We start from the raw sequence: 20,177 nt of genomic DNA, 5'->3' as shown, positions 1-20,177 counted from the left end.
AGAGTTGGCTGACAGCGCTGTCTATAGTCAAGCTTCGTGCGCTCTCAGTGGTTGTGCCGCGGCGTCTTCGCCGCCACGCCCCGGTATTTCAGCGCCATGTCGAGCACGCCGCCGTCGGCGAGCTGGCCGGTCTTCTCCCGGTAGATCTCCTCCCAGGGCGTGTGGCTCTCCGGGACCGGCGGCGCGGGCTCGGCCTTGCGCCTCTCGATCTCGGCCGCGTCGACCAGCGCGTTGCAGGTCCCGGCGTTCAGGTCGATGCGGATGACGTCGCCGGTGCGAAGCCACGCCAGCCCGCCGCCCGCCGCGCTCTCCGGCGAGGCGTTGAGGATCGAGGGACTGTCGGAGGTTCCCGATTGCCGCCCGTCGCCGAGCGTCGGCAGGCTCATGATCCCCTTCTGGATCAGGGCGTCCGGCGGCTGCATGTTCACCACCTCGGCGGAGCCCGGCCAGCCGATCGGCCCCGAGCCGCGGATGACGAGGATGGTCTGTTCGTCGATGCCCAGGGCCGGGTCGTTGATCCGGTGGTGGTAGTCGTCGGACCCGTCGAACACGACGGCCTTCGCCTCGAAGACGCCCTCGTGGCCCGCCTGGCTCAGGTAGCGGGCGCGGAAGTCCTCGGAGATCACGCTCGTCTTCATGATCGCGAAGTCGAACAGATTGCCTTTGAGCACCAGGAAGCCGGCGCGTTCCTTCAGCGGCGCGTCATAGGGCGTGATCACCTCGCGGTCGGTGGCCGTGCGGCCGGCGACGTTCTCGGCGATCGTCCGCCCGGTGACGGTCAGGCAGCCGCCGTCCAGCTTGCCGGCGGCCAGCAGCTCGCTCAGCACCGCCGGCACGCCGCCCGCCCGATGGAACCGCTCGCCCAGGTACTTGCCGGCCGGCTGCATGTTGACCAGCAGCGGGATGTCGTAGCCGTGGACCATCCAGTCGTCGTGCCTGACCTCGACGCCGGCATGGCGGGCCATGGCGACGATGTGCGGCTGGGCGTTGGACGAGCCGCCGAGCGCGCTCACCGCGCGGATGGCGTTCAGGAAGCTCGCGCGCGTCAGGATCTTCGAGGGCCTGAGGTCCTCGTAGGCCATCTCCACGATCCGCCGTCCGGTCTCGTAGGCCATCTGCCCGCGCTCGCGGTAGGGCGCGGGGATCGCCGAGCAGCCGGGCAGCGACAGGCCCAGCGTCTCGGCCACGGCGTTCATGGTCGAGGCCGTGCCCATGGTGTTGCAGTGGCCGGGCGACGGCGCCGAGTCGGTCGCCCGGCGCAGGAATTCCGCCTCGTCGATCTCGCCGGCCGCGAGCTTGCGGCGCGAGCGCCAGATCACCGTGCCGGAGCCCACCAGCTCGCCCTCGTGCCAGCCGTCCAGCATCGGGCCGCCGGAGAGCACGATCGCCGGGATGTCGACGGTGGACGCCGCCATGATCCCGCTGGGCGTGGTCTTGTCGCAGCCGGTGGTCAGCACCACCGCGTCGATCGGATAGCCGTAGAGCACCTCGACCAGGCCCAGGTAGGCGAGGTTGCGGTCGAGCGCCGCGGTCGGCCGCCGGCAGTTCTCGAAGATCGGATGGACCGGGAACTCCATCGGGATGCCGCCGGCGTCGCGGATGCCGTCGCGCGTGCGCCTGGCCAGCTCCAGATGGATGCGGTTGCACGGCGACAGGTCCGAGCCGGTCTGGGCGATGCCGATGATCGGCTTGCCGCTCATCAGCTCGTCCGGCGTGATCCCGTAGTTCATGAACCGCTCGAGGTAGAGGGCGGTCATGTCCGAGCGGCCGGGCGCGGCGAACCAGTCGCGCGATCGGAACGGCCGCTCAGGCGCGCGGTCAGACATCCCGCACCTGGTTCTGCGGCAGGCCGGGCACGTCCACCTCGAACCGGAACAGCGCGCCGGCCTGCGGCTGGTCCTCGCGCTCGGCCTTGGACAGGCCCTTCCAGGCCGTGGTCGCATAGACCGTCTTCAGGTCGTCGCCGGCGAACGCCAGCTTGGTGATGTTGGCGACCGGGAACGCGACCTTCTCCAGCAACTCGCCCTTCGGGGAATAGCGCCGCACGTGGCGGCCGGCGAACAGCGCCGTCCAGACGCAGCCCTCGGCGTCCACCGCCGGCCCGTCCGGATAGCCCTCGTCGATCTCAGCGAAGGTGCGCTTGCCGGTCAGCTTGCCGTTGGCGTCCACGTCAAAGGCGTAGATCACCCGCTTGAGCGTGTCGGTGTGATAGAGCGTCCGCCCGTCCGGGCTCATGGCCGGGCCGTTGGTGATGCAGTAGCCGGGGTCCTGGCGGACCGGCGTCCTGCCGTCCAGCCGGTAGAGCGCGCCGGTCAGGTTGGTCTCGCCGTCGTGCATCGAGCCGAACCACAGCCGGCCCTTCTGGTCCACGAAGCCGTCGTTCAGCCGGTTGTCGAGCTTCGGGTCCTCGACCGTGGCCAGGAGGTCGAAGCGGCCGCTCTTCGGGTCGAAATAGTGCAGACCGGTCTTCAGGCCGGCGATCCAGCGGCTGTCGGCCAAGGGCGCGATGAACCCCGGCTGGGCCGGCGCCGCCCAGCTCCAGGCTGCGCCCGTGGTCACCTCGTACTTGTGGATCCGGAGACCCTTGATGTCGACGAACCAGACGGCGTCGTCGCGGGCCATCCACACCGGGCCTTCGCCGAGCTCGGCGTCGGCGGCATAGACGCTTTCGGGCTCGGTGGTTGCGCTCATCGCCAGCCTGCGTCGATCCAGTATTCGTGGCCGGTGCAGAAACGGGCGTCGTCGGAGGCCAGGAACAGCACCAGCGCGGCCACGTCGCGGGGCTCGATCCGACCCTTGAGGCACTGCTGCGCGACGATCTCCGCCTCGCCTTCCGGGGTGTACCATTTCATCTGCCGGGGGGTCTTCACATTGCCCGGGGCGATGCAGGTGACGCGGATCCCGTCGGGGCCCAGCTCCCGGGCCAGCGCCCGGGTCATGCCCTCGATCCCGGCCTTGGCGGTCTCGTAGAGCACCAGGTCCGGCAGGCCGAGGTGCCAGGAGATCGAGCCGAAGTTGATGATCGCCCCGCCGCCGGCCTTCCGCATGTCCGGCACAACCGCCTTGGTGCAGAACAGCATGTGGCGCAGGTTCACCGCGATCCGGTCGTCGAAATAGGCCGGCGTCACCTCGTCGAGGCTGTGGCGGTCGTCGTTGCCGGCGTTGTTCACCAGCACCTGCACCGGGCCGATCTTCGCGAAGCAGGCGGCGATCGCGTCGGCATCCTTGAGGTCGCACGGGTGGAACACCGGCTTGATCGGCGAGACCCCGAGATCCTTCACCAGCGCCTCGGACTCCGCCTCCAGCACGTCGAGGAAATGCACCTCCGCGCCCTGCCCGGCGAAGGCCTCGACGAGGCCCGCGCCGATGCCGGAGCCGCCGCCGGTGATGACGACCCGCTTGCCCTTCAGGCTGGGATAGACGGCCGCCTGGGCGGCGGCGGCGACGTTTATGCCCATGAGTACGCCGTCTTCGTCTGGGTGTAGAACTCGACCGCCGCGAACCCCTGCTCGCGCGGGCCGTAGCTGGACTTCTTCGTGCCGCCGAACGGCACATGGTAGTCGACGCCCGCAGTGGGCAGATTGACCATCACCATCCCGGCCCTGGCTCTCCTCTGGAAATCTCTGGCGTGCTTCAGCGAGGTCGTGACGATCCCGGCCGAGAGGCCGAACTCGCCGCCGTTGGCGACGGCCAGCGCCTCGTCGTAGTCCTTCACGCGGACGGTGGAGGCCACGGGCCCGAACACCTCCTCGTTGTTGATCGTCATCGCCTTGTCCGTGTCGGCGATCAGCGTCGGCTGCACGTACCAGCCGGGCGTCTCGAGCTTCAGCCGCCCGCCGCCGATCACCACCCGTCCGCCTTCGGACCTGGCGATGTCGATGTAGCGGTAGCTGGTCTCCATCTGGTCCTCGCTGACCGCCGGGCCCATCTGGGTCGCCGGGTCCAGCGCGTCGCCGACCTTCAGGGCGGCGACCTTCTCGGCGAGCGCGGCCACGAACCGGTCGTGGATGCCGTCCTGCACGATCAGCCGCGAGGACGCCGTGCACCGCTGGCCGGTGGCGTAGAAGCTGCCGTCGAGGGCCACCATCACCGCCCGGTCGAGGTCGGCGTCGTCCAGGATCACCAGCGGGTTCTTGCCGCCCATCTCGAGCTGCACCCGCGCCTGCCGCGCCACCGCCGCCTGCGCCACGCCCGCGCCGACGCCCTGCGAGCCGGTGAACGAGACGCCGTCCACGTCCGGGTGCTCGACGAGCTTCGCGCCCATGGAGCCCGGGCCGAAGATCATGTTGAAGACGCCGGCCGGCGCCCCGCATTCCCAGATGATCTCGGCCAGCGCCGCGGCCGTGGCCGGTGTCGGCCCGGCGGGCTTCAGCACCACCGTGTTGCCGAACGCCAGCGCCGGCGCGGTCTTCCAGGCGGGGATCGCGATCGGGAAGTTCCAGGGCGTGATCATGCCGTAGACGCCCACCGCCTGCCGGTAGGTCTGGATCTCCACCCCGGGGCGCACGCTCTCCAGGTTCTGGCCGTGGCGGCGCAGCGCCTCGCCGGCGAAGTACTTGAAGATCCGGCCCGCCCGCACCGTCTCGCCGATGCCCTCGGGGAGCGTCTTGCCCTCCTCGCGGGAGAGCAGCCGGCCGATCTCCTCGCGCCGCTTCAGGATGGTGTCGCCCACCTTGTCCAGCAGGTCGAAGCGCACCTCCGGCGAGGCCTCGGACCAGGCCGGGAAGGCGGCCTTCGCAGCGGCCACGGCGGCGTCCACCTCGGCCTTGCCGCCGGCCGGCACCCGGGCCACCACCTCGTCGGTGTTGGACGGGTTGCGGCTCTCGCCGGAGGCGTCGGCGCCCACGCGCTCGCCGCCGATGAACTGGGGTAGCGTCTGGGGGCTCATCGCGGGGACTCCAGCAGGCCGCGTCCGGCCAGGTTCCGCATCAGGTCGGAGAGGCCGAACGCCCACGGCGGGGCGGCCTTCGAGGTCGTCACCTCATTCTCCAGAACGCCCAGCCTGGGGCTTGCGACCCGCACGACGTCGCCGACCTTGTGGGTGAAGCCCGAGCCGGGGGTGTCGCGGTCCTGCGTCGGGGCGAACAGGGTGCCGAGGAACAGGGCGAAGCCGTCCGGGTACTGGTGCTCGCTCATCGCCTGGCGCACGAGGTCCAGGGGATCGCGGCTGATCTCGCTCATCCGGCTCCGGCCCTCGAGCCGGTAGTTGTCCTGGCCCTCGATGGTCAGCTCGACCTCCGCCTGGCGGACGTCGTCGACCGTGAAGCCCGCGTCGAAGATGCGGATGAACGGGCCCAGCGAACAGGAGGCGTTGTTGTCCTTGGCCTTGCCCAGCAGCAGCGCCGAGCGGCCCTCGAAGTCGCGCAGGTTCACGTCGTTGCCGAGGCAGGCGCCGAGCGCCCGGCCCTGCCCGTCGACGATCATCACCACCTCGGGCTCGGGGTTGTTCCAGGCGCTGTCCGAGCGCACGCCGATCAGCGCCCCGTGGCCCACCGAGGCGAGCACCGGCGCCTTGGTGAAGATCTCGGCGTCCGGCCCGATGGCCACTTCCAGATACTGCGACCACAGGCCGTCGGCGATCAGCGCCGCCTTCAGCCGCGCCGCCTCTTCCGATCCCGGGCGCACCGAGCGGATGTCGGCGCCGACTCGGTCGCGCAGGTCGCCGCGGATCGCCTCGGCCTTGCTGGCGTCGCCGCGCGCCCGCTCCTCGATCACCCGCTCCACCGCCGAGACGGCGAAGGTCACGCCGGCCGCCTTGACGCACTGCAGGTCGACGGGGGCCAGCAGCGGCTGGGCGGCGAAATCGAAGTCCTCGACGGGGCCGAGGTCGACGCCGGCCGGCGGCTCGCCGGTCCAGCGGTTCAGGAGATCGGAGACCGTGGGCGCGCCCTGGGAAACGTCGCGGAGCCGTCCGCCATGGATCACGACCGGGCTCACCCCGGCGGGGGTCTGGATCCGGCCCACGAGCACGGCGTCCTGCCAGTCGGCAGGCAGACATGCCGCCGACGCATGCGTCGCGCCCCCTCCCATTGGTCAGACCTCCCTTGATTTTTGGTAGCGCTATCAATCAGAGTGCCCGACTGTCAAGGCGAACACGCTGGCGGGAGGAAATGAGCATGGGAAAACCGGTACGCTGGCTCGTCGGCTGCGCCCTCGCGGCGGGCCTGTTGGCGCCGGCCGCCGCCGCCGCGCCGCCCCCGAAATGGGTGGGCGCCTGGGCCGCCTCCCAGCAGGTCCCCGAGACCCGCAACGAGCTCCCGAAGGACGACCTCGACGACGCCACCCTGCGCCAGGTGGTCCGCGTCACCCAGGGCGGCCCGCAGATCCGTATCCGAGTCACCAACGTCTTTGGGACCGAGCCGCTGACGGTCGCGGCGGTGCAGGTCGCCAGGCCCGTGGCGCCGGGCTCGCCGGCCATCGACCCGGCGACGACCCGCGCCGTCACCTTCCACGGCCAGGCCGCGGTCACCGTCCCGGCCGGCGCCGACTGGACCTCCGATCCCGTCGCCTTCGCCGTGAAGCCGCTGGAGCGCATCGCGATCAGCCTCCACCTGCCGAAGGCGCCGGCCCGCCAGACCAGCCACCCCGGCTCGCGCACCACCTCCTGGACCGTGAAGGGCGACCACACCGCCGCCGCCGACCTGCCGGGCGCGAAGCCCGTGGTCCACTGGTACCAGCTCGCCGGGGTCGACGTGCCGGCGACCGCCAAGGCGGCCGCCATCGTCGCCTTCGGGGATTCCATCACCGACGGCTTCGGCGTCGGCCCGGACCGCGACGACCGCTGGCCCGACGCGCTCGCCGAGCGCCTGCAGGCCGACCCCCGCACCCGCCACCTCAGCGTCCTCAACCACGGCATCGGCGGCAACCGCGTCCTGAAGGACGAGCTCGGCCCCAATGCGCTGGCCCGGTTCGAGCGCGACGTGCTGGCCCAGCCCGGCGTCCGCTTCGTGATCATCCTGGAGGGCGTCAACGACCTCGGCACCCTCACCCGCGACGGCCCGGTCGGCGCCGAGGCGCACGCCCGCCTCGTCCACGAGATCACCGGCGCCTACGCCCAGATGGCCGCCCGCGCCCGGGCCCGGGGGATCAAGGTGATCGGCGCCACCATCCTCCCGTTCGCCGGGACCCCGGTCTACAACCCCGGCCCCGCCAACGAGGCCGACCGGCAGGCGATCAACGCCTGGATCCGCCGGCCCGGCGCCTTCGATGCGGTCATCGACTTCGACGCCCTGATGCGCGACCCCGCCCGGCCCGACCGGATGCGCGCCGACCTCGACTCCGGCGACCGCCTGCACCCGTCGCTGGCCGGCTACCGCGCCATGGCCGCCGCCATTCCCCTGGAGCTGTTCCTGCCGTGAGAGCCTTCATCGCGACCTGCGCCGTCTTCGTCCTCCTCGCCGCGCCCGCGGCGGCGGAGGAGATGGCCCTCACCTTCGACGACCTGCCGGTGCACAGCGACCTGCCGCCCGGCGAGAGCCGGACCGGCGTGCTCGCCCGCATCCTCGGCCCCCTGGCCGACGCCGACGCCCCGCCGGCCTACGGCTTCGTCAACGCCGCCGGCGAGGCCGAGACCGGCCCGGAGCCGCTCCGCCTCTGGCGCGCCGCCGGCCATCCGGTCGGCAACCACACCTGGGCCCACAAGCGCCTCGGCGACCTCGCCGTCTTCAAGGAGGACCTGCTCCGCAACGAGCCGGTGCTGGAGGCCCTGGGCGGTGACTGGAAGTGGTTCCGCTATCCGTTCCTGGTCGAGGGCGACACGCCGGCGCTCAGGGCCGGCGCCCGCGACCTGCTCCGGGCCCGCGGCTACCGCATCGCGTCCGTGACCCTGACCTTCGACGACTACGCCTGGAACGCCCCCTACGCCCGCTGCATGGCCAAGGGCGACGTGGCCGCCATCACCTCGCTGGAGAACAGCTTCCTCGCCGCCGCCGACGCCAGCCTGGCTCGCGCCCGCCAGATGTCGGAGACGCTCTACGGCCGCCGCATCCCGCTGGTCCTGCTGATGCATGTGGGCGCCTTCGACGCCCGCATGCTGCCGAAGCTGCTCGCCCTCTACCGCGACCGCGACGTCACCCTCGCCCCGCTGGAGACGGTCATGGCCGACCCCTACTACAAGGACGACCTCGCCGCCGCCGCCTCACCCGGGCGGGCGATGCTGGAGGACGTGGCCGAGGCGAAGGGCGTCCCGGTCCCGCCCCGCACCTGGTCCTGGGAGGCGCTCGACAAGGTGTGCCGCTGAGGGGCGGCGTACCGCTTCGTCCTCCCCCCTTTGGGGGAGGGGGGACCGCGCGTAGCGTGGTGGAGGGGGCCAGCCCCATCTGCCGTGCTTGCAGCGCTCCCCCTCCACCGCCTTCGGCGGTCCCCCCTCCCCTACGGGTGAGGACGAAGGTAGACCGAGCCCTACCTCCGCTTCGGCGGCCCGGCGGACTCCCTGAGGATCAGCTCGTAGTCCAGCAGCGCGTGCGGATGCTTGGCGACCTCGCCGGCCCGGCGGCTGCGGATCTCCTCGACCAGCAGGTTCACCGCCTCGCGGCTCATGTCGGCCACCGGCTGCCGGATGGTCGTGAGCTCCGGCCAGATGGTCGTCGCCAGGGCCGTGTCGTCGTAGCCGCAGACCGTCAGGTCGCCGGGAACGTCCAGGTGCCGGCGGTGCGCCACCGCCACGGTCGCGGCGGCCATGTCGTCGTTGCTGGCGAAGATCGCCGTCGGCGGCTCCGGCAGGGCCAGCAGCGCCTCCGCCGCCTCCAGCCCCGAGCGGTAGGTGAAGTAGCCCTGGACGATCAGGTCCTGGTCCGCCGCCACGCCCGCTTCCGCCAGCGCCGCGAGGTAGCCCTCCAGCCGCTGGCCGCTGGCCGTCTGGTTCGGATGGCCCTTGATGAAGCCGATCCGCCGGTGGCCGAGCGACAGGATGTAGCGGGTCATGGCCTGGGCGGCGGCGAAGTCGTCGATGCGCACCGCGGCAGCGTCAGGCGGCGGCTGTCCCGTCGCCACCGCCACGGCCGGCACCTTCGAGGCGGCCAGCACCTTCACGATCGCCTCCGAGTCGCAGAGCGGCGGCGGCAGGATCAGCCCGTCGATGCCGGAGGCCACCAGCTTCTCCGCGGCGGCCTTCTCGGCGCCCTCCACGTCGCACTTCTCGACGATGAGCTGGATGTTCGCCCGGCTGCACTGGTCGAGCCCGCCGACCAGGAACTCCGAGAGATAGGCCGCCGAGGGGTTGGAATAGAGCAGGCCCAGGCGGATGAGGTCGGCGCCCGCCAGGCTGCGGGCCGCGGGATTGGGCTGGTAGTTGAGGTCGCGGATCGCGGCGTTCACCGCCTCGCGCGTCGCCTCGCGCACGTTCTTCTCGCCGTTGATCACCCGGGAAACGGTCATCGGCGAGACGCCGGCCCGCCGGGCGACATCATGGATCGTCAGCGAGCCCCTCTGACGGCGGGCGGGTTTCTGCTCCAAGCACGACCTCCCGGGCGGCGGCGGCGCGCCCTGTCTCGTCTTTGTCCCACTGCGCGGCGCACCTCAAGCCCGCCCAGGTTGCAACCGCAGGGCCGCCAAGTATTGGTCAGACCACAACCGGCCCAACGGTCAGACCGTATTGACACGAAAGGACTGACCCAGTACCACTGTCAATGTGACCGCTATCATATCGAGTTCTAGGCAGCGGTTCTTAAGACTTTATGTCAATCGACACGGCGAAACGCCGGCCGACGCGCTGTCGCGCGAATAAAGAACAAGTGCCCGCAAAGCACACGAAATGGGGAAGGAATGATGAACTCTTCACACAAGAAGCAGTCCACGCGTATCAAGGCCATTCTGCTTGGCGCGACATTCCTGTCGGGCGTGGTGGTCACGGAAGTCCAGGCCCAGGCCGCGGTCGAGGAAGTGGTCGTCACCGGCTTCCGCCGCAGCCTGCAGCAGTCCACCGAGGCCAAGCGCGACGCCACCATCATCCAGGATTCGATCTTCGCCGAGGACATCGGCAAGTTCCCGGACACCAACCTCGCCGAGTCGCTGAACCGCATCCCTGGCGTGCAGCTCTCCCGCGAAGTGACCGGCGAAGGCCTGCAGATCGCCATCCGCGGCCTGGGCACCAACTTCACCAAGATCCTGCTGAACGGCAACCAGATCGCGGTGGCGTCCACCGGCCGCCTGGACAGCCAGAGCCAGAACCGGGAGGTCGACCTCGACATGTTCCCGACCGAGCTGTTCACCCGGCTCGACGTGAACAAGACGCCGACGGCCTCCATGCTGGAAGGCGGCGTCTCAGGCACCGTCAACATGCGCAGCGCCCGCCCCTTCGACTTCGGCGACCGCCAGCTCACCTACTCCCTGCAGGGCAGCTACAACTCGACCGCGGAGAAGTGGGGGCCGCGCGGTTCGCTGCTTGCCAGCGACACTTTTGACACCGGTGTCGGCGAGTTCGGCGTCCTGGTCGGCTTCGCCGGCGCCCGGACCCACATCTCCACCGAGGGCTTCGAGACCATCGGCTGGTCGAACGCCAACATGACCTGCACGGGCTGCAACATCTATGGCGGCAACAACTTCAACTGGGCCTCCACGGTGCCGGCCGGCGTCAGCCTGCCGGGGCGTCCCGTCGGCTCGCCCCTGACCAACGCCGACCTGCTGGCGCTCAACCCCGGCCTGACGCTGCAGCAGCTCTCCGACGCCATGATCCCGCGGCTCGGCCGGCCGGCGTACACGGACGGTCAGCGTGACCGGCTCTCAGGCCTGATCTCCTTCCAGCTCCGGCCCATGGAGAACCTGGAGCTCTATTTCGACACCCTGGTGGGGCGCGGCATCCGCAAGTTCGACCGGGTCGACATGAACTGGATCGGCCGCAACTCGAACTTCATGGTCCCGGTCGGCCTGCAGGTCGACAGCAACCATGTGGTGACCTCGGGCGACTTCCTGAACTCACAGTTCTTCCTGGAGGCGCGCCCGTACCACGAGAAGGTCAACTTCTTTAACCTGAACCCCGGTTTCCACTGGCAATACAACGACTTCATCCAGGTGGACGGCCAGTTCAACATGTCGAAGAGCGAGTTCCTGCGGGAGAGCCCGACGGTGCTCTTCAACTCGCCGCTCGGAGTCGGCATCAACGTCGACTACGAGAACCCGGGCAAGCCCTATCCGAACATCGTCACCAACGCCGACCTCAACAATCCGGCCCTGGGCTGGGTGTGGACCGGCGGCGGCCGCGTGAACATCCAGAACGAGCGGCGGGTGACCAAGACCAAGGCCGCCCACCTCGACGCCCTGTTCGGCGACGCCGACGCGGTGAACGTGAAGGCCGGCGTCGCCTGGGACCAGGCGAGCCGCAGCATCATGGCCCAGGACAACTCGGCCCGCTGGCAGCAGCTCGTTTGCGGGGGCGGGGGCGTGTTCCAGCCGGCGCCCGCGCCGCAGCCGCCGTGCAACGGCCAGGCCGGCTCGGCCGTGCCAGCCTCGGCGCTCGCCAGCTATCTGAAGCCCGGCCCCTATGGCTTCGTGGCCGTGGATTACGACCGGTTCTTCGCCGACACCAACTATTCGGAGCTCGCCTCCACCGCGCCGTTCTCGGCCTCGGCGAACACGGCGGCGCGCTCCGGCGTCATCGACGAGAACACCAAGGGCGCCTATGCCGAGTTCAACGGCCGGACCGACGTGGGCGCCTGGCAGCTCCGCTTCAACGGCGGCGTACGCTACGTCTCCACCGAGCAGGAGATCACCGGGCCGGTGACCTTCACGGTGGCCGGTGTTCAGACCACGGAGTTCCAGACCCGCAAGTCGCGCTACGACGCCTACCTGCCCTCATTCAACGCGGTGCTCCAGGTGCGCGACGACGTGAACCTGCGCCTGTCGGCCTCGCGCACCCTGACCCGGCCGAACCCGGCCGACATGCTGCCCGGCACCACCTTCTCCGACCCGTCGGCCCAGGAGGCCAACCAGGGCAATCCGAACCTGACGCCCTTCTTCTCCAACAACTTCGACATCGGGGCGGAGTGGTACACCGGCGCCGAGGGCTACGTCGGCATCGTCGGCTTCAACAAGGTGATCTCGGGCTGGACCCAGGTGGGGACCACCACCATCCCGTTCAGCCAGCTCGGCATCCCCTTCGAGTCGCTGACCGCCACCCAGCAGACCGCCATCAACAACCGCGGCGGCCCGAACTCCGCCACCGTGAACGTCCGCCAGCAGATCAACGTCGGCGGCACGCTCACCATCCGCGGCTACGAGGCCAACTGGGTGCAGCCGCTGAGCTTCCTGCTCGACGGCCTCGGCTTCCAGGCCAACTACACGCGGATCTATCAGAGCGCGTCGGGCGCCGGCGCGCCGCCGGTGGCGGTCGGCGTCTCGCCCTACACCTACAACGTGACCGGCTACTACGATCACGGCCCGGCCTCGATCCGCGTCTCCTACGTCTACAACGCCAGGCAGACCGGCTCGGCGGGACCCGAGAATGGCATCACCCTGCCCAATCCGGAGGGCGGGACCCCGATCCCCGCGCGGTTCCGCAACGACGCCTACGGCCAGTGGGACCTGTCGGCCGGCTACCAGTTCGAGGGCTTCCTGACCGAGCCCCGGATCACCCTCGACGTCATCAACATCACCAAGGAGGACCAGCGCACGGCCTTCGTCTGGCCGAACGCCACCCAGTCCTTCTACAGCGGCAGCCGCACCATCCTCCTGGGCATCCGCGGGAAGTTCTAGAACCTACGCCTACGGATAAACCTTCTCTCCCTCCCCCCGAGAAAAGGTCCCCCTGGGGCGGCGCCACCCGGCGCCGCCCTCTTCCTTTTGAGCTGACGGCGCAGCCCCCGGCCCTCTCCCTACCCTCTCCCTCTCTTCCCCCGGCGGTCGCCGGGGTCGGGGGAGAGGAGGTTCTGGCGCAGGCCTGGCAGCTCCACTCCTCTCCCCCGCGAAGCGGAGAGGGAGAGGGTAGGGAGAGGGCCGCCCGCGAAGCCCCCCGCACTCCGCCGCCTCAGTCATGCCCGGGCGCGTAGGGGAAGCTCAGCGACCGGTAGTGCTCCAGGCTCTCCGGCGGCTCCGCATGGCCGGCCGGGAGCGGGCGCCTGGCGAAGGTCCGGAAGTAGGCCACGGAGGCGTCGCGCCACCACTGGGCCTCCTGCCGCTGGATCGCCAGGAAGGCCGCCTGCTCCGCATGGCGCTCGGGATCCACGTAAGGCGCCAGCGACGCCCAGGTGCGCTGCATCTCCCCCACCTGTGACACCCCCAGGTCGTAGCGCACGACCAGTTCGTCCCAGAGCGTTCGCCCCGAGCGCACCCGGTGATCCCAGGGCAGATGCCGGAACCACAGCAGGTGGCGCTCGTCGGCCAGCAGGGCCTTCGCGGCCTCCGGCGCATACTGGCCGACCGCGTCGCTGCCGGTCTTCGTGCGGTCGAAGCCGATGCCGTCGGCGGCGGCCCGGTGGTAGTAGACGGGGGTCCAGTCGGCGCGCTCCAGGTTGTCCACCCAGGGGCCCGGGCCGTAGTGGTGGCCGGTCGCCATCAGGTGGGTCAGGCCGAGCGGCGTCATGTAGTTCACCACCGCCTCGCGGCTGCCCATCATCATGCCGACCGCCGGCGCGACGAAGGCCGGGTCGTTGGAGAAGGTCATCCGCACCCAGTCCTCGGCGATGTCGCGCGCCCTGGCGTCCGGGTCCCAGGCCATCCGCCCGAAGGCGTACCAGTTGGCCTGGTCGAAGTGCGAGCCGGACCAGTTGCGGTCGGTCCCGATGTTGGCGACGCCGGCCATGCCGGTCAGGGCCTGCGGGAACACCCTGCCCTCGACCACCCTGGCGACCGTCGAGCCCCTGCCGCGCCGCCAGGTGTCGGCGGCAAGCACCTCCTCCCACATCGGCCCGAGGTAGGCGAGGTGGGTGGCGAAGCCGAGGTATTCCTTGGTGAGCTGCACCTCGAGCATCAGGGGCGTCTTCGGCGTGGCCCCGAACAGCGGGTGGAAGGGCTCGCGCGGCTGGAAGTCCAGCGGCCCGTTCTTCACCTGGACGATGACGTTCGGCGCGAACGTCCCGTCGAGCGGGACGAACTCGTTCGCGGCCTGCTTCACCCGGTCCTCGGGCTGCTCGGCGGAGTAGACGAAGGCCCGCCACATGACGATCCCGCCGTGCGGACCGACCGCTTCCGCCAGCATGTTGGCGCCGTCGGCATGGGTGCGGCCGTAGTCCTGCGGCCCGGGCTGGCCTTCGGAATTGGCCTTCACCAGGAAACCGCCGAAGTCGGGGATGGCGCGGTAGATCTCGTCCGCCTTGGCCTTCCAGAAGGCGCGCACCGCGGGGTCCAGCGGGTCGGAGGTCTTCAGGGCCCCGATCTCGATCGGCGCCGAGAACCGGGCCGAGAGATAGACCCGGATGCCGTAGGGCCGGAAGGTGTCGGCCAACGCCGCGGCCTTGGCGATGTAGGGCGCCGTCAGGCTGTCGGCCTTGGCGTTGACGTTGTTCAGCACCGTGCCGTTGACGCCCAGGGAGGCGTTGGCCCGGGCGTAGTCAACGTAGCGCGGGTCCTGCCAGCCGGGGAGCTTGTGCCAGTCCCAGAGGCTGTCGCCGGCGTAGCCGCGCTCCACATTGCGGTCGAGGTTGTCCCAGTGGTTGAGGACGCGAACCTTCACCTTGGGCGCCGAGGCGATGTCGAGCCCCGTCACCGGCTGGCGGGTCTGCACCAGCCTCAGCAGATGGAAGGCGCCATAGAGCACGGCGCGGTCGGTCTGGCCGGCGATCACGGTCGCCGGCCGGCCGTCGACCGTCGTGCTGCGGATGACATAACCCTCGGGGCCGATGCCGCCCGGCAGTCCAGCCCCGCCCGCGCGAAGCACGACCGGAGGGCGCCCGCGGGTCCGGGGCGCCCAGCAGGCCGGAAAGCCCCCGCCGCAGTTCGGCCGCGGCGACGTCGAGCGTCTGGGAGCCGCCCTCGGCCGCCACCGGGCCCAGCGCCGCGCGATAGGCGCCGGCCGCCTGCGGCTCCACCGGCCGGTAGCGCAGCCACAGGTCGTAGCCGTCCTCGGCCCAAGCCGCCGGGGCCAGGAGAACCGCCATCAGCGCCAGCAGCGCTCCCGTCAGGCTCAACCGCACGGCATCCTCCCTTTGGTCTGCACACTCTTCTTCTATTGGTCAGACCACCTGATTGACAACAGGGGACCGTCGGCTAGGTTGGACCGGCCGCTGCTGCCGGCCCGGGCGCGCGCCGCCCCTGCTCGCCTCCGTGAAAGCGTCCATGCCGAAGATCACCGCCGCCAAGACCATCGTCACCAGTCCGGGGCGGAACTTCGTCACCCTCAAGATCGAGACCGAGGACGGCGTCACCGGGATCGGCGACGCGACCCTGAACGGCCGCGAACTGGCGGTGGAAAGCTACCTCAGCGAGCACGTCATCCCCTGCCTGATCGGCCGCGAGTCCCACCAGATCGAGGACATCTGGCAGTACCTCTACCGCGGGGCCTACTGGCGGCGCGGGCCGGTCACCATGAGCGCCATCGCCGCCGTCGACATGGCGCTGTGGGACATCAAGGGGAAGATCGCCGGCCTGCCGGTCTACCAGCTGCTCGGCGGCGCCTGCCGCACCGGCGTCATGGTCTATGGCCACGCCAACGGCGAGACCATCGACGAGACGCTGGCCGCCGCCCGCGACTACCAGGCCCTGGGCTACAAGGCGATCCGCCTGCAGACCGGCGTGCCGGGCATGGCCGGGACCTACGGCGTCTCCAAGGACAAGCTGTTCTACGAGCCGGCCGACAGCGACCTTCCGAAGGAGACCGTCTGGTCCTCCGAGAAGTACATGCGCGTCGTCCCCGAGCTCTTCGGCCGGGCCCGCGAGGCGCTCGGCTGGGACGTCCACCTGCTGCACGACATCCACCACCGCCTGACCCCCATCGAGGCCGGCCGGCTGGGTAAGGACCTCGAGCCCTACCGCCCGTTCTGGATGGAGGACCCGACGCCGGCCGAGAACCAGGCCGCCTTCCGGCTGATCCGCCAGCACACCACCACGCCGATCGCCGTCGGCGAGATCTTCTCCTCGATCTGGGACTGCAAGCAGCTCATCGAGGAGCAGCTCGTCGACTACATCCGCGCCACCGTGGTCCACGCCGGCGGCCTCACCCACCTGAAGAAGATCGCCCACCTGGCCGAGCTCTACGGCGTGCGCACCGGCTGCCACGGCGCCACCGACCTCTCGCCGGTGGCCATGGCCGCGGCCCTGCACTTCGACCTGTCGATCCCGAACTTCGGGGTCCAGGAGTACATGCGCCACACGGCCGAGACCGATGCGGTCTTCCCGCACGCCTACAGCTTCGCGGACGGCATGCTGCACCCCGGCGACGCGCCGGGCCTGGGCGTGGAGATCGACGAGGCCGCGGCCGCCCGCCATCCCTACCGCCGCGCCTACCTGCCCGTCGCCCGTCGCGAGGACGGCTCCATGCACGACTGGTGACGTTCGGCTATGGTGCAGTCTCCCAAGCGCGCCCCGGGGCGCGCGTCGCCCAAGGTTGAAGACGTCATGGCGGCCCCCAGCGGCAAGCTCTACCGCCGCCTCGCCGACCAGATCGCCGGCGAGATCGAGACCGGCAAATACAAGGTCGGCGAGCGCCTGCCGACCGAGCGCGAGCTCGCCGAGCAGTTCGGGGTGTCGCGGCCGACGCTGCGCGAGGCGCTGATCGCGCTCGAGATGCTGGGCATGATCGAGGCCCGCCACGGCCTCGGCATCTACGTCACCCGCGCCCAGGCGCCGCTGACCGCCGCCGCCTACGACTTCGAGATCGGCGCCTTCGAGCTGATCGAGGCCAGGCGTCTGTTCGAGGGCGAGGCCTGCGCGCTGGCCGCCGCCACCATCGACGCCGACTCCCTCGCCGAGCTGAAGCGCCTGCTGACGCTGATGGCCGACGAGGACGAGCTGAAGGGCGAGGACGCGGACAAGGAGTTCCACATGGTGATCGCCCGCGCCACCGGGAACGGCGCGATCATCGCCACCATCGAGAACCTGTGGGAGTTGCGCAACCGTTCGCCGCTGGCCCGCAACATCCTGACCCGCGCCCGCGGCGCTCGGCCTCGAGCCGCGGATCGCCGAGCATGGCAAGGTGCTCGACGCCCTGAAGGCCCACGATCCCGCGGCGGCCCGCCAGGCCATGCGCGACCACCTGGAGCGCGTGATCGAGCACCTGCTCCACGCCACCGAGACCGAGGCCATGGAGCGCGCCCAGCAGGAGAGCAAGGCCCGCCGCAGCCAGATCGCCAAGCGCGTGGCGATCTAGGCCGCCGCCTCAGGCCACGGTGAACTGGGCGGACTTCACCTCAGCCGAGTTCGCCCCGGCCATCACCGTGAACACCCCGGGCTCCACCACCCGCTTCATCTCCAGGTTCCAGACGGCGAGGTCGGCCGGCGTCAGCTCGAAGGCCACCGTAGTCCGGGCCCCCAGCGCCAGCGTCACCCGCCGGAACCGCTTCAGCTCCATCAGCGGCCGGGTCACCGAGGCCGCCTCGTCGCGCAGGTAGAGCTGCACCACTTCGTCGCCGGCGCGAGCGCCCGTGTTGGCGACGTCGACCTCGATACGGACGGTCTCGCCGGCGCCGACCACGGCCTTCGCCACCCGCGGCGCCCCGATCTCGAAGGTCGTGTAGGAGAGCCCGAAGCCGAACGGGTAGAGCGGCGTCGAGTCGTCGATCAGATAGCCCCGCCGGGCCGTCGGCTTGGCGTTGTAGAAGAGCGGGATCTGGCCGACGTTGCGGGCGATGGTCACCGGCAGCTTGCCGCCCGGATTGGCCCGGCCGAACAGCACGTCGGCCACCCCGTGGCCGGTCTCCTGGCCGAGGTACCAGCCCTCCACCAGGGCGTCGGCCCGCTCGGCCAGCAGGGTCACCGCCAGCGGCCGGCCGTTCAGCAGCACCACCACGGTCGGCTTGCCGAGGTCGAAGATCGCCCGGGCCAGGTCCTCCTGCTGCCCGACGAGGCCCAGCGACGCCCGGTCGCCCAGGTGGTCGTCGCCCCAGGCCTCGCGGCTGGTCTGCTCGTTGTCGCCCAGCACCATGACCACCACGTCGGCGCGCTTCGCCGCCTCCACCGCCTCGGCGATCAGCCGGGCGTTCACCGCCGGGTCGACGAGCTTCACCTCGTCCTGCGCCCAGATCCGCTGCTCGGTGATCCGCACGGCCTCGGCGTACTCCACCTCGAAGCGGCCCTTCGCCTCGGCCTGGATCCCCTCCAGCACGCTCACCACCTTGCGGGGGATGTCGCTGTAGCCGCCGATCGGCGTGTCCCGCGCGTGGGTCCCCAGCACCGCCAGGCGGCGGATTTCCCCCCATCCAGCGGCAGCAGCCCCTTGTCGTTCTTCAGCAGCACCATGCATCTGCGCGCCGCCTCGCGGGCCAGCGCCACGTCGTGCGGGGTCGCGGTCAGCCGGTCGGCGCGCCTCTCGTCCGCCCACGGATTTTCGAACAGGCCGGCCTCGAACTTGAGCCGCAGCACCCGGCGGACGGCCGTGTCCACCTCGGCCTGGGTCACCTTGCCCTCCGCCACCAGCTTCGGCAGCGCGTTCCACGCCTCCCCGTCCGGCAGCTCGACGTCGACGCCCGCCTTCAGCGCCGCGGCGCCGGCGTCGTCCAGGCTGGCGAACATCTTGTGCCGCGTGACCATCTCGCGGATCGCGAAATAGTCGCTCATGACCGCCCCGTCGAACCCCCACTCCTGGCGCAGCACCGTCGTCAGGAGCCATCTGTTCGCGTGGCTCGGCACCCCGTCGATCTCGTTGTAGGACGGCATCACCGACCGCGCGTTGCCCTCCTTCACCGCCCGCTCGAACGGCGGGAAGAAGTTCTCGCGCAGCGTCCGTTCGGCGATCTGGGCCGGGCCGACGTTGCGCCCGCTCTCCGGCTGTCCGTGGCCGGTCATGTGCTTCAGCGTGACGAACACCTTGTCCTTCGCCAGCGGCAGGGTGCGGCCCTGGAAGCCGCGGATCGCCGCCAGCCCAATCTCCGAGACCAGGTAGGGGTCCTCGCCATAGGTCTCCTCGATCCGGCCCCAGCGCGGGTCGCGCGCGACGTCGACCACGGGGGCGAGCGTGATGTTCGCGCCCCTCGCCCGCATCTCCCGGGCCGCCACCGCGAAGCATTTCTCCACCAGCTCCGGATCGAAGCTCGAGGCCAGCGCGATAGCCTGCGGGAACGAGGTCGACTCCCGCGCCACATAGCCGTGCAGCGCCTCCTCGTGCATCAGCATCGGGATGCCGAGCCGGGTCTGTTCCACCGCCCATTTCTGGGCGGCGTTGATGTAGCGGGCGGTCTCCGCCGGCGTGCGGTTGACGGTGCCGGCCGCGGCGCCGGCGTGCGGTCCCTGGCTCGCGCCCCGCCGGTCCGACGGCCGCGAGATCTGCCCCAGCCCATGCGGGAAGGCGGCCGACGCCTTGGCGGGCGAGAACTCCGCCTCGGGCGTCTGGATGGTCTCCTTCTTCAGCCAGATGCCGACGAGCTGGGCGCACTTCTCCTCCAGCGTCATCCGGCCCATCAGGTCGTCCAGCCGCGCGTCGATCGGGGCCTTCGGGTCCTTGTAGAGCGGCCGAGCGTTCTGCGCGGCGGCCGGCGCGGCCAGCGCGGCGGACAGGGCGGCGAGGCTCGCGCCCATCTGGCGGCGGGTCAGGGTCTGTTCGCTCATGGGGTCCCGTCCGAAAAGGCGTAGAGGCCGAAGGTCGCGCCGACGAAGCCGCCGGCCGTGTGGGTGGAGAGGATCGTCCCGTCGGCGCCGGCCACCAGCGTCGTCCAGCGGCCGGGCTCGGTGGCGTAGGCGAAGTCGTAGGCCCCGCCGCGGGCGGTGATCCTCAGGTCCACGGGCCGGCCCGCGGGGATGGCGGCGGAGGCCACCGTCACCCCGTGCGGCGGGTCGCCCTTGCCGGCCCGCTTCTCCAGGCGGACCACCTCGCGGCCGCCCTCGCGCCCGACGCTCAGCAGGTAGAAGAAGTCCTCGCTCTGCAGGGCGGCCAGCCCCGCGCGGTCGCCGTCGCCGGCCGGGCGGAAGTCCACCCGCGTCGTCGCCTCGGCGCCGAGATGCTGCTGGCGCCGCCCCCAGTAGGACGGCTGGCCGAGCGAACCCAGGGCCACGTTCCGGGCCCGGAGGACCAGGGCCCCATCCGCCGCCCGGCTCCAGGTCTCCTTCGGCGTCCTGAGCGTCATCCACTCGGGCCCGAGCTTCGCGCCGGCGAAGTCCTC

Annotated in this window: 12 protein-coding genes and 3 pseudogenes; 5 read left to right on the top strand and 10 right to left on the bottom strand. The window is 70.8% G+C overall.

Features of this window, described 5'->3' with window-relative positions:
* Nucleotides 1-44 precede the first annotated feature (44 nt).
* From LRS04_RS10020 to LRS04_RS10000, 5 genes are read right to left on the bottom strand one after another with little or no spacing between them, the layout of a single operon-like run.
* Nucleotides 45-1,826 (bottom strand): IlvD/Edd family dehydratase, encoded by a 1,782-nt coding sequence (locus tag LRS04_RS10020; protein ID WP_257816241.1) that lies wholly within the window; start codon nucleotides 1,824-1,826, stop codon nucleotides 45-47.
* The gene (locus LRS04_RS10015) at nucleotides 1,819-2,691 is read right to left on the bottom strand and encodes an SMP-30/gluconolactonase/LRE family protein (RefSeq protein WP_257816240.1); all 873 of its coding nucleotides are present in this window, start codon (nucleotides 2,689-2,691) and stop codon (nucleotides 1,819-1,821) included. Before LRS04_RS10015 ends, LRS04_RS10020 begins: the two co-directional genes overlap by 8 nt.
* The gene (locus tag LRS04_RS10010) at nucleotides 2,688-3,458 is read right to left on the bottom strand and encodes an SDR family NAD(P)-dependent oxidoreductase (protein ID WP_257816239.1); all 771 of its coding nucleotides are present in this window, start codon (nucleotides 3,456-3,458) and stop codon (nucleotides 2,688-2,690) included. Before LRS04_RS10010 ends, LRS04_RS10015 begins: the two co-directional genes overlap by 4 nt.
* On the bottom strand, nucleotides 3,449-4,888 hold the full coding sequence (locus LRS04_RS10005; RefSeq protein WP_257816238.1) for an aldehyde dehydrogenase family protein: 1,440 nt from the start codon (nucleotides 4,886-4,888) through the stop codon (nucleotides 3,449-3,451). Before LRS04_RS10005 ends, LRS04_RS10010 begins: the two co-directional genes overlap by 10 nt.
* Nucleotides 4,885-6,030 (bottom strand): fumarylacetoacetate hydrolase family protein, encoded by a 1,146-nt coding sequence (locus LRS04_RS10000; protein WP_257816237.1) that lies wholly within the window; start codon nucleotides 6,028-6,030, stop codon nucleotides 4,885-4,887. The genes LRS04_RS10005 and LRS04_RS10000 overlap by 4 nt, the downstream gene beginning before the upstream one ends.
* Nucleotides 6,031-6,116: 86 nt before the next feature.
* Between LRS04_RS10000 and LRS04_RS09995 the strand changes: the two genes are divergently transcribed.
* Both LRS04_RS09995 and LRS04_RS09990 read left to right on the top strand, forming a co-directional pair.
* Entirely contained in the window at nucleotides 6,117-7,358 is a 1,242-nt protein-coding gene (locus tag LRS04_RS09995; protein ID WP_257816236.1) for an SGNH/GDSL hydrolase family protein, read from the top strand.
* Nucleotides 7,355-8,239, top strand: coding sequence for a polysaccharide deacetylase family protein (locus LRS04_RS09990; protein ID WP_257816235.1), 885 nt, complete (start codon nucleotides 7,355-7,357; stop codon nucleotides 8,237-8,239). The genes LRS04_RS09995 and LRS04_RS09990 overlap by 4 nt, the downstream gene beginning before the upstream one ends.
* Nucleotides 8,240-8,400: 161 nt before the next feature.
* Here LRS04_RS09990 and LRS04_RS09985 read toward each other — a convergent pair whose 3' ends face one another.
* On the bottom strand, nucleotides 8,401-9,453 hold the full coding sequence (locus LRS04_RS09985; RefSeq protein ID WP_257816234.1) for a LacI family DNA-binding transcriptional regulator: 1,053 nt from the start codon (nucleotides 9,451-9,453) through the stop codon (nucleotides 8,401-8,403).
* Between the two features lie 312 nt (nucleotides 9,454-9,765).
* Here LRS04_RS09985 and LRS04_RS09980 point away from each other — a divergent pair, with 312 nt between their 5' ends.
* Nucleotides 9,766-12,687, top strand: a complete 2,922-nt coding sequence (locus LRS04_RS09980; RefSeq protein ID WP_257816233.1) for a TonB-dependent receptor — start codon at nucleotides 9,766-9,768, stop codon at nucleotides 12,685-12,687.
* Nucleotides 12,688-12,958: 271 nt separating this feature from the next.
* On the opposite strand, the gene LRS04_RS09975 is transcribed toward LRS04_RS09980, so the two are convergent.
* Both LRS04_RS09975 and LRS04_RS26765 read right to left on the bottom strand, forming a co-directional pair.
* A complete protein-coding gene (locus LRS04_RS09975) occupies nucleotides 12,959-14,806 on the bottom strand; it encodes an alpha-glucuronidase family glycosyl hydrolase (protein ID WP_308238111.1) in 1,848 nt (615 codons plus the stop codon).
* An 82-nt stretch (nucleotides 14,807-14,888) separates the two neighbouring features.
* Nucleotides 14,889-15,026 (bottom strand): annotated as a pseudogene (locus LRS04_RS26765) (hypothetical protein); the annotation flags it as partial.
* Nucleotides 15,027-15,204: 178 nt separating this feature from the next.
* On the opposite strand from LRS04_RS26765, the gene manD reads away from it, so the two are divergent.
* Together manD and LRS04_RS09965 are read left to right on the top strand one after the other, a co-directional pair.
* The gene (gene manD, locus LRS04_RS09970) at nucleotides 15,205-16,416 is read left to right on the top strand and encodes a D-mannonate dehydratase ManD (protein ID WP_257816232.1); all 1,212 of its coding nucleotides are present in this window, start codon (nucleotides 15,205-15,207) and stop codon (nucleotides 16,414-16,416) included.
* Between the two features lie 66 nt (nucleotides 16,417-16,482).
* Nucleotides 16,483-17,233 (top strand): annotated as a pseudogene (locus tag LRS04_RS09965) (FadR/GntR family transcriptional regulator).
* Nucleotides 17,234-17,242: 9 nt separating this feature from the next.
* Here the strand turns inward: LRS04_RS09965 and LRS04_RS09960 are convergent.
* Nucleotides 17,243-19,626, bottom strand: a pseudogene (locus tag LRS04_RS09960) (glycoside hydrolase family 3 N-terminal domain-containing protein).
* The gene (locus LRS04_RS09955) at nucleotides 19,623-20,141 is read right to left on the bottom strand and encodes a hypothetical protein (protein ID WP_257819064.1); all 519 of its coding nucleotides are present in this window, start codon (nucleotides 20,139-20,141) and stop codon (nucleotides 19,623-19,625) included. The pseudogene LRS04_RS09960 and the gene LRS04_RS09955 overlap by 4 nt, the downstream one beginning before the upstream one ends.
* Between the last annotated feature and the right edge of the window lie 36 nt (nucleotides 20,142-20,177).

Source organism: Phenylobacterium sp. J367 (assembly GCF_024699985.1).
Taxonomy (GTDB): Bacteria; Pseudomonadota; Alphaproteobacteria; order Caulobacterales; family Caulobacteraceae; genus Phenylobacterium.
Note: the sequence above shows the minus strand (reverse complement) of the source record. Positions and strands in the feature narration are given on the sequence as shown.